Origin of the sequence: Umezakia ovalisporum Ak1311 (assembly GCF_029891685.1) — a bacterium.
Taxonomy (GTDB): domain Bacteria; phylum Cyanobacteriota; class Cyanobacteriia; order Cyanobacteriales; family Nostocaceae; genus Umezakia; species Umezakia ovalisporum.
Genome location: NZ_JANQDJ010000067.1, coordinates 91,708 through 100,668, shown reverse-complemented (window position 1 = coordinate 100,668; position 8,961 = coordinate 91,708). Strand labels below are relative to the sequence as shown.

The following is an 8,961-nucleotide window of genomic DNA, read 5'->3' as shown; positions in this document are numbered from 1 at the left end:
CACGGCGAAAAGACTGCCAATGCTGGTAGTCTAAGGGGTATTCATGACAAGAACCATGTCATTGAGGAGCCGTATGAGGCGAAAGTCTCACGTACGGTTTTGAAGACGAGTCCGTTGGGTGACTGACTGGCTTAGTTTAATAAAACCAAGAAGAACGCTCGCAAAGTCTCATTCATGCTTGGGAACTGACTCAACAGGTTTTAATTGTTGCAGCACAAGTATTAATTAATGCCCCAAGTAAGACACAACTGGCTTACAGTGATGGTATTGTCACTCGCCGCAACACTTTTCAGAAATATTACGAACAAGAAGAACTAAAAAATTACATAGACAAAGTACTAAATGTAGATGCAGTACCAGTATCACTAGGCGTGTATTTTGTTTTCCGTGATGATGCAGCCAAAGAAAGTTTTAAAGCCATCCGTTTTTTTTCTAGCACTGCTACACCAAAAGTTCGTGTCCCCAGCAAGCGGTTTGAAGACTACCAAGAACAACTACAACCACTGATGGATTTTTTTACTAAACGTGGTAGACTACCCGTTAGAGGTGAGTTAACAAATCAACAAGAATTACTGAGTGAATTTGGTAGCTTTCGCCGCGCTTTTAATGTAGTTTTACAAGCTACCGATGAAGCAGAATGGGATGCCATCGCTTACCGTCGCTCTCTAGATATCCAAGTGTATCTGGCACTAACCCACTTTGAACAACGTCCCACTTGGCAGAAACTAGCGCCAGAAATGCGTTATGACATCAAAGCCTTTTTCGGCAGCTATGAAGAAGCTTGTGAAGTAGCCGACCAAAAGCTATTTAGCTTAGGTAATCCCAAAGTTGTGCAAACAGCTTGTGAAAAAAGCAAAATTGGCAAACATACCCCTAGCGCACTTTACGTTCATGTTTCCGCAATAGCAGAACTTGACCCTTTACTACGGATTTATGAAAGCTGTGCTAGCCGCACCATTGGCCGGGTAGATGGAGCTACATTAATCAAGTATCACATTGACAAACCGCAAATATCCTATTTGTTCTACCCAGAATTTGACAGTGATCCCCATCCAGCTTTAAAAGCCAGTATCAATGTTAATTTACAAAGTTTATACATAACTCACCGTGATTATGCAGATAGAGCTAATCCGCCAATTTTGCACCGCAAAGAAAATTTTGTCACTGCCAATTACCCACTTTACAAAGAATTTGCTCAACTCACCCAACAAGAACAGCAATTAGGACTACTCAAACACAAAAGTGACATCGGTACTCGTGTTGGTTGGGAAAAATGTCTCGCTGCACACGGGGTAAAAATTAACGGTCATCAGGTTGAGCAAATGAAAGAAAATTAAGAAATTACTTATGCCGTGAGGCCATAACTGTTGATGATCTCAGTGGCGACAACCTGGGCAAATTTCTATCTTTGCGTAGAATGTGACAGCAGTTATGGCAAGATAACTGCAATTCACAAGATTGAGAAGAAACCTTGACAAGATGAATCCAGTGCAATCCCTGCTGAAAGTTTTCGCTAGCCCCAAAATGGCAACTTTGACATTCATAGGTTTTTCGTCCGGTCTGCCATTGTTCTTGACCAGTAGAACCCTGCAAGCTTGGATGACTGTAGAACAGGTGGATTTAACCGCCATTGGCTTATTGAGCCTTGTGGGTTTACCTTACTCCTTAAAATTTATCTGGTCGCCTTTGCTGGATAGGTTTACGGTGCCAATTTTAGGTAGGCGACGGGGCTGGTTACTTACCCTTCAAATTGGGCTATTGATTGCCATCGCTCTCATGGCTTGTCAACAACCCAAACAAGCACTAGAACTTCTAGCGATCAATGCTGTGGCCATCGCCTTTTTAAGTGCGAGTCAAGACATTGCTGCTGATGCCTACCGCACCGATGTTCTAGAAAAATTAGAATTGGGAGCAGGTGCGGCTGTTTTCGTCTTAGGTTATCGCATAGCACTTTTATTCACAGGTTCTTTGGCATTAATCTTGGCTGACTATTTACCTTGGCCATCTGTTTATATATTGATGTCCTTGGGCATGGTTATTGGCATTCTGGGCACGTTATTTGCACCGGAACCCAAAGAAGCAAGCCCACCAGAATCTTTAGCTGCTGCCGTAATTTTACCTTTTGGGGAATTTTTCCAGCGCCAGGGTGTCATCCAAGGCATTTTCATCCTGGTGTTTATCGTCTTGTATAAACTGGGGGATGCCTTTGTCAACAATATGTCTACACCGTTCTTATTACAAACTGGATTCAGCCAAACCGATATCGGGACAATTCAAGGTGGTATGGGGCTAATTGCTACCATTGTTGGCACTTTATCGGGTGGCGTGATTTTGAGTAAAATTGGTGTCAATCGCTCACTTTGGTTATTTGGTGCTTTGCAAGCAGTGAGTAATTTAGCTTATTATGTGTTAGCCAACGTGGGCCAAAACTACCAAGCTCTAGTAATAACAATCAACATCGAAAACTTTTGTGGTGGCTTGGGAACAGCAGCATTTTTGGCATTTTTAATGAATATGTGTAACCAGCGCTTTTCTGCCACCCAATATGCTTTATTATCAAGTTTTATGGCTGTCAGTCGTGACGTTCTAGTTGCCCCAGCAGGCACTTTAGCAAAAAGCACAGGTTGGCCTTTATTTTTCATTATTAGTATGGTCGCTGCTATCCCTGGACTACTTCTATTACCATTGTTTGCCCCTTGGAACCCTAAACCAGTGGCAATATCCAGACCAGGACTTGAAGAAGACGACGAGGATTTATGGGGAACCAAGTAGTTATTATTGTCGGCACATTTATTCTCTTAATCACTGGCTTGTTACTTGGCTATGTTCTCTCACAGTTAGTTTTAGGATTTTTAGCGTTTAACCGAGTAGCTCTGTTCGGCACATTCAGCCTGATTTTAATTTTTGGTACACTCTACTACCTTTTATTCTGGCAGCTACGAAGAGAACAATTACAAGCAGTACCACAACAGAGAGCAAAGCAGGTACAGGAGCCAATCAAGGAGGAAATACCCGATAACCATCTGAAAAACCAACTAATTGCCAAGCTAGGAGGTGACATTGCAGCAGCCGAGCGATTAATTGATCAGGCAAAGGTCAACTATCCGGAAATGCCAGAAAACTGGTATTGCGAAAGAGTAATCGATGACTTGGAACGCGATCAACGTTAACAATGCTCAAAAGTAGCTAAAATAAGTCAAGAAAAGTTTATAAAACTTCACCTAAATTCTCACACAAGTACTCATAATGGTCATTATTCGTCAATACATTGCCCCACTACTAGCAGTGTTGGTGTTTTCATTAGCCCTAGTGGCAGTCAGTGCCCGCATTTTTTTACCCTCTGATATGGCAGCACCGGCACCCATTGAAGAAAATGCGGACATAGGAAGATGGGGAGATGGGCAGGAAGAATTATTTTCCCTGGCACAACCTGGGTCGCTCTCCTTCTCTTTGCTTACCCTGGGGACAAAATAACAAGAAAACGGAAACAGAGTTTGTCTGAGCAACTGCTACCGGGCTACCATATTCGTCGCGGTTCAATACTAGAGCGATTCCTGCTAGTAAAGTTCATGCAAAGAACTTACCAGGATCTATTTCCACGGCAAGATTTTAGTCATCTAGCGCGCACTGTTGAGCAATATTTCTGCGAGGATACGCCCCTGTGGTGGGTAGAGCTTTTGGGTGAGAGAGATTCCCCCAAGAGCCCCGTGGCCTGTGTTTGGGTAGGAAATGCCATAGACCAAGTACAGGGCTATCGCCATGCTCACATTTTTCTCCTTTACGTTGTGCCAGAACATAGGCGGCGGGGGATTGGTACGGCCTTGATGAACTATGTGGAAAATTGGGCAATTGAAAGAGGCGATGGCCAAATTGGCTTGCAAGTTTTTACATCTAACCCAGGAGCCTTAAATCTTTACAATCACTTAGGTTATCAAACCCAATCTTTATGGATGGTGAAATCCTTGCATAGGAATCAATCAGGTGATACATAAACTATTTTTTTTGCCCCAACATCAATAACAGATAAATATCCTCACACTTCCGAGCTAGGAATCTCCAGTGTCGATTAAGTGTACAATAGTTTAGCTAATGTTTATCAGTTTCTGATTGATTAGCATGGGGGTTCAATTAAATCCCACTAGGGTATTTAAATGATATATGTATGACGAAGAAGAGTTAAGCTTACTTGATGCCGAGGTGGAGCTAGAAAGCCCCCTAGATAACATAGCAGCCGTAAATGCTGAATCTGAAGTGGCAAAGCCTGATCCAGAGGTGATGCTAGCTCTTTTGGAAAATCATCAACCCCAGCAACGGATGCTAGCCGCTCGTGCTTTTTGTGATATTCAAGATACACGGGCTATCCCCAATTTAATTCGCCTGTTAACTGATAACTGTCCCTTGGTGAGGGTAAGTGCTGCCTATGCAATTGGACGCAATCCCAGCCTGGAGGCAGTAGAACCCTTAATTGTGCAACTAAACAAAGACTGGAATGGCTATGTGCGTAAGGGTGTAGTTTGGGCTTTAGGAAACTGTCGCGATCGCCGTTCTCTAGCGCCCTTAGCAGATGCTTTAAGAACCGATATTTCCGCAGTGCGCTTATGGTCTGCTAGTGCCTTAGCGCAGATGGCATATGTGGGTTATGAAGCTGTTGTGAGAGCTATACCACCACTAATTGAAGCCTTAGTTCAAGATCCAGTGGCAGCTGTGCGGAGTAACTGCGCTTGGACAATTGGGCAATTGTGCCGAGAATTGCCATCTAATATAGTTTATGCCACAGCCATCGATGCCCTCATTCAAGCCTTTGCCGAAGACAAAGATTTGGGAGTCCGGGAAGACTCCAAAGCTTCCTTATTAGGCGTAGGTGATCCTCGTGGTTTGCAGTTGATTGAAACTCTAGAACAAGAAGGATGGTTGTGAACTACTGCAAATAAGCTGCTGAAACATCCCCCTTGAGCATCACCCAACATTCTTATAGATGGGGACTTGCGCCGATGTTGTTAAACTTTTTTAGTGTCCCTTCCAGGCTTGACTACATTCAGTTCATAGAGTCTTTCGGTATCATCCTCACCCAAATACTCACCATTTTGAATTTCTAAAATAACCAGAGGAATCTGTCCTGGGTTCTCCACCTTGTGGAGAGTAGCTGTGGGAACAAAAGTTGATTCATTTCGATTCAGTAACTTTTCTTCTGTTCCACAAGTTATTTTTGCTACACCAGAGACCACAACCCAATGTTCATTGCGGTGATAATGGATTTGTGGTCTAATGGCATGTCTAGGCTTGATTTCTACAGGACTAATTCTGTAGCTTTCCCCCTCTTTCATAACCTCTACATTACCCCAGTATGTTTCTCCTGAACGTGAAGAAGATTTATTAATATTCGATTGAATATTATTTTTATTATGAGACATAAGTTTCTCAACTAGATAACTATCAATATCAAATAGTAATTTAGCCTATTTAAAATTAATAATCCAGCTTTTTTGATGCCAATTAAGCAATAAAAACTTCAGAAATACAAGTATTTATCAACTCTTCAATGCCAGCAACTGGGAAGATTTCTGTCTTGAGTTTTTGAGCTACTTCTGCAACACTCATATCATCCAAAAATACTAATTCACCATGTTTTAGCATAACTTTTGGCAACAAAATTCCATCTCCTAAATCTTTTCCTTGGAGATGGAAAAGTAAATCATGCCCTGTAATTAAACCAGTAACAGTAATATTTTGCCCCCAGTAATCACTATATAAAGCCTCCATATTTACTTGTAAGCCCGCAACAACATTTAGACGTTGTACAATGGGTTGAAATGCTTTTTCTACCGCATTACCAACTACCCAAGTTAATTTTTTTGGATAATTAAGCTTTGCCGGTAATAATTCTGAGGCTATAGATGTAAATTGCTTAATAAATAAACGAATAGAACCTACACCGTTATCGATTTGCGGATATTCTTCATATTCCGCTTCCCCGGGCAATTCTTCACCTGCAATCAAAAACCATTCATCGGCTAACCAAGCAAAACCGGAACCGAATTTTTGGCGAAATTCCTGGGAGATAGTTTTCACCTGGGAAATAACTTCTTGAGCTTTTTCCCTAGTTACAGGGATGAGTTCGTCTTCTTGTGGACGAAATCTTGTTAAGCCTACTGGAACTACCGCTACTGATGCAACAGCAGGTACTTCACCACAATGAAAAGAGGCTAAATCTTTGAGGGTTTGTTCTAGGTGTTGACCATCATTTATACCGGGACAAAGGACTACTTGGGCGTGAATTTGCAGTCTTCGGTCTTGAAACCATTTAATTTGTTGCAAGATTTGTCCTGCACGTTGATTTTTCAGCAGTCTAATTCTGATTTCAGGTTCTGTAGCATGAATAGAAACAAACAAGGGAGATAAGCGCATTTGTTCAATACGCTCCCATTCTCTTGCAGACAAATTAGTCAGAGTTAAGTACGAACCATATAAAAAGCTGAGACGGTAATCATCGTCTTTTAAGTACAAGCTAAAACGCTTACCTGGTGGCTGCTGGTCAATAAAGCAAAATGGACAACGGTTATTACATTGAATTAAAGCATCAAATAGGGCTGTGGCAAATTCTAGCCCCAGGTCTTCGTCATAATCTTTTTCAATTTCAATATGATGAGTTTTACCAGCCGTGTCTAAAACTTCTAGTTCCAGAAATTCATCTGCACATAAAAATTGATAATCAATTAAATCACGGGGTTTTGTGCCGTTAATGGCAACTATAGCATCCCCAGGTTCAAAGCCTATTTCTGCAGCTATGGAATCGGGTAATACTTTAGTAATTTGAGCAGGATGGATGGTAGACATAAGAAGTAACTGACAACTGGGGAATGAGGAAAACCAATGACCAATGACTATTAACTATTTTTCAACAACCCGGTGCTGATAGCACCTAAGATGACTACACCAAAAATTAGACGATACCAAATAAATACCCATGTGCTTTGGGTTTTGAGAAATTGTATCAACCCAGCGATCGCCATATATGAAAATATCCCAGATGAAATTACTCCCACAACCATAGGAACCATAGCTACATTAGCTACGCCTATTTCTAAGAAATCTTTTAACTCTACTAATCCTGCTATGGTTATGGCGGGAATTCCTAACAAAAACGAAAATCTTGCGGCTGTTTCTCGTTCTAAGCTCATAAATAGCCCACCTGTGATAGTAGAACCTGAACGAGATACACCAGGGATTAATGCCAATGATTGGGCTAACCCCATCCATAGCCCATCTTTGAGGGAAAGATGCTGAAAGTCTCGTTGACGGTTGCCGATTTTTTCTGCTAATCCCAATAGTAGGGACATGAATATAGACGCAATGGCGATGGCTGCTAGGCTTCTTAGGGGTGAATTATCGTAGTCCGGGATAAATCTTTTAATTAAGAGTCCAAAGATAATTATGGGCATTGTTCCCAAAATAATTCCCAGAAATAGCTGGAAGTCATGGCTTTCGTAGTCTTTCAGGGTGATGGCTTTTATTGCTCCTTTGATAATTTGTGTCATGTCATCCCAGAAATACCACAGCACAGCGACAATACTACCGAGCTGAATAATGGCCGTGAAACCTACCCCCGGATCGCCCCAACCCAGCATTACCGGCACAACTTTTAAATGTGCTGAACTGCTAATGGGGAGAAATTCAGTCATTCCTTGCACAAAGCCTAAAAAAATAGCTTGCAAGATATTCATTTGTTGCTGTACCTCGTCCAAACCTGGATGAGGTTCACTGCTTAAAACTTTTGTAGGAACTGCTGCAATTGAGCAAATAGCAGATGCTGTGCTTAAAAGTATGAACCATTGACGTTTTGATAAAGCCATTTAATTAACCTGCGATCGCTTCGACTACAACCAATTACACAAACACCCCTCTGGATGATCTTCCAGGAAAATAACCTCAGAAACTACCCGGTTGGTATGGACATAGATAAAGAAAATTTTTCTCTACCAGTCCCCACTCTAGGCAAAATCTCAGTAAAATAAAAATGCCCCTGGGGGGGATTTTAAGTGTGATATCTTAAATAAAGTAAACTTTAGTAACAAATATTAAAATCTTTGATTAATAACATTTTGTCTTCCCACACCACTGCTACTACTGTGATCAACACTGATTTACCCGCACCAGAAGTTAAGCCAAAGAACATTAGGGAATTAGAATCTACACTTCTTGCCTTATCTCCTTCCATAGCCATATCTACAGATGCACGACAAATTTGGTTAGTATTTGCGGCGGCGGTGTTTCTGGTATCAGTACCAGTATTTATAGAAGCGCCATTGGTGCGCTCGCTACCAGTTCTGAGTGTGGTGAGCACAGTATTGTGGGTTTGGCTGAGTTTTACCTTAATGTCCAGTCCTAAAACTTATATTTGGGGAGATATACTCTTTGGTTTTAGCTGGAGTTGGTTAGCAGGAGCGATTTACTGGGGTTGGCTACGTTGGGAACCTTTGTGGCATTTACCGATAGAGTCTATTGGTCTACCATTTGCTTGTTGGTGTCTCCTTAGGAATTGGGGCAAAGTTGGTAACTGGTTTTATTTAGGTTCTTTACTCGGTACAGTTTTGACAGATGTATATTTTTATCTAGTAAACTTGATGCCCTATTGGCGGCAAATTATGCAAGTAGAACCTGATAGTGTGTCACCAATTTTACAATCTGCTTTAATGCAAGTACAAACACCATGGGGGCAAGGATGGGGAGTAGTTTTGGGCATATTGCTGTTAACGGCAGGAGTATTACCTTTACGTACAAAATCAAAACATTGGTACGCATTTAGTGGTGCAGTATTAAGTACAATTTTGGTAGATAGCCTGTTCTTGATAGCTGCAAGTGCAGCCTAAAAATTGAATCAACATAAGTATGGTATGAAAAAAATACGTAATAAATAATTTTTCTCAACTATCTGCTGTGAAGAGATAACTTTTTGTAAAAATA

At 41.4% G+C, this 8,961-nt stretch carries 9 protein-coding genes and 1 pseudogene; 7 read left to right on the top strand and 3 right to left on the bottom strand.

Features of this window, described 5'->3' with window-relative positions; all coding sequences use genetic code 11:
* Nucleotides 1–149: 149 nt before the first annotated feature.
* From NWP25_RS12765 to NWP25_RS12740, 6 genes and pseudogenes are all read left to right on the top strand, one after another.
* Nucleotides 150–1,337 (top strand): annotated as a pseudogene (locus tag NWP25_RS12765) (DNA phosphorothioation-associated putative methyltransferase); the annotation flags it as partial.
* 142 nt (nt 1,338–1,479) lie between these two features.
* The gene (locus NWP25_RS12760) at nt 1,480–2,772 is read left to right on the top strand and encodes an AmpG family muropeptide MFS transporter (protein ID WP_280649694.1); all 1,293 of its coding nucleotides are present in this window, start codon (nt 1,480–1,482) and stop codon (nt 2,770–2,772) included.
* Nucleotides 2,757–3,170, top strand: a complete 414-nt coding sequence (locus tag NWP25_RS12755; RefSeq protein WP_280649693.1) for an ABC transporter permease — start codon at nt 2,757–2,759, stop codon at nt 3,168–3,170. The genes NWP25_RS12760 and NWP25_RS12755 overlap by 16 nt, the downstream gene beginning before the upstream one ends.
* Before the next feature lie 76 nt (nt 3,171–3,246).
* Entirely contained in the window at nt 3,247–3,474 is a 228-nt protein-coding gene (locus NWP25_RS12750; protein WP_280649692.1) for a hypothetical protein, read from the top strand.
* 20 nt (nt 3,475–3,494) lie between these two features.
* Nucleotides 3,495–3,992 (top strand): GNAT family N-acetyltransferase, encoded by a 498-nt coding sequence (locus NWP25_RS12745; protein WP_374914771.1) that lies wholly within the window; start codon nt 3,495–3,497, stop codon nt 3,990–3,992.
* A 166-nt stretch (nt 3,993–4,158) separates the two neighbouring features.
* Nucleotides 4,159–4,917 (top strand): HEAT repeat domain-containing protein, encoded by a 759-nt coding sequence (locus NWP25_RS12740; protein WP_280649691.1) that lies wholly within the window; start codon nt 4,159–4,161, stop codon nt 4,915–4,917.
* A gap of 80 nt (nt 4,918–4,997) precedes the next feature.
* Here NWP25_RS12740 and NWP25_RS12735 read toward each other — a convergent pair whose 3' ends face one another.
* The 3 genes from NWP25_RS12735 to NWP25_RS12725 form a co-directional block, all read right to left on the bottom strand.
* Nucleotides 4,998–5,411, bottom strand: a complete 414-nt coding sequence (locus NWP25_RS12735) for a phosphomannose isomerase type II C-terminal cupin domain (RefSeq protein ID WP_280649690.1) — start codon at nt 5,409–5,411, stop codon at nt 4,998–5,000.
* Nucleotides 5,412–5,493: 82 nt separating this feature from the next.
* Nucleotides 5,494–6,834: a TIGR03279 family radical SAM protein gene (locus NWP25_RS12730; RefSeq protein WP_280649689.1), complete on the bottom strand. Its 1,341-nt coding sequence runs from the start codon at nt 6,832–6,834 to the stop codon at nt 5,494–5,496.
* A gap of 50 nt (nt 6,835–6,884) precedes the next feature.
* Nucleotides 6,885–7,850, bottom strand: coding sequence for an undecaprenyl-diphosphate phosphatase (locus NWP25_RS12725; RefSeq protein ID WP_280649688.1), 966 nt, complete (start codon nt 7,848–7,850; stop codon nt 6,885–6,887).
* Between the two features lie 234 nt (nt 7,851–8,084).
* Here NWP25_RS12725 and NWP25_RS12720 point away from each other — a divergent pair, with 234 nt between their 5' ends.
* Entirely contained in the window at nt 8,085–8,867 is a 783-nt protein-coding gene (locus tag NWP25_RS12720; protein WP_280699545.1) for a DUF3120 domain-containing protein, read from the top strand.
* The last annotated feature ends 94 nt before the right edge of the window (nt 8,868–8,961 follow it).

Coding starts and splice junctions, on each gene's coding strand:
- NWP25_RS12755 (WP_280649693.1), top strand. CDS start 2,757: ATGGGGAACCAAGTAGTTATTATTGTCGGCACATTTATTCTCTTAATC.
- NWP25_RS12730 (WP_280649689.1), bottom strand. CDS start 6,834: ATGTCTACCATCCATCCTGCTCAAATTACTAAAGTATTACCCGATTCC.
- NWP25_RS12750 (WP_280649692.1), top strand. CDS start 3,247: ATGGTCATTATTCGTCAATACATTGCCCCACTACTAGCAGTGTTGGTG.
- NWP25_RS12740 (WP_280649691.1), top strand. CDS start 4,159: ATGTATGACGAAGAAGAGTTAAGCTTACTTGATGCCGAGGTGGAGCTA.
- NWP25_RS12735 (WP_280649690.1), bottom strand. CDS start 5,411: ATGTCTCATAATAAAAATAATATTCAATCGAATATTAATAAATCTTCT.
- NWP25_RS12725 (WP_280649688.1), bottom strand. CDS start 7,850: ATGGCTTTATCAAAACGTCAATGGTTCATACTTTTAAGCACAGCATCT.
- NWP25_RS12760 (WP_280649694.1), top strand. CDS start 1,480: ATGAATCCAGTGCAATCCCTGCTGAAAGTTTTCGCTAGCCCCAAAATG.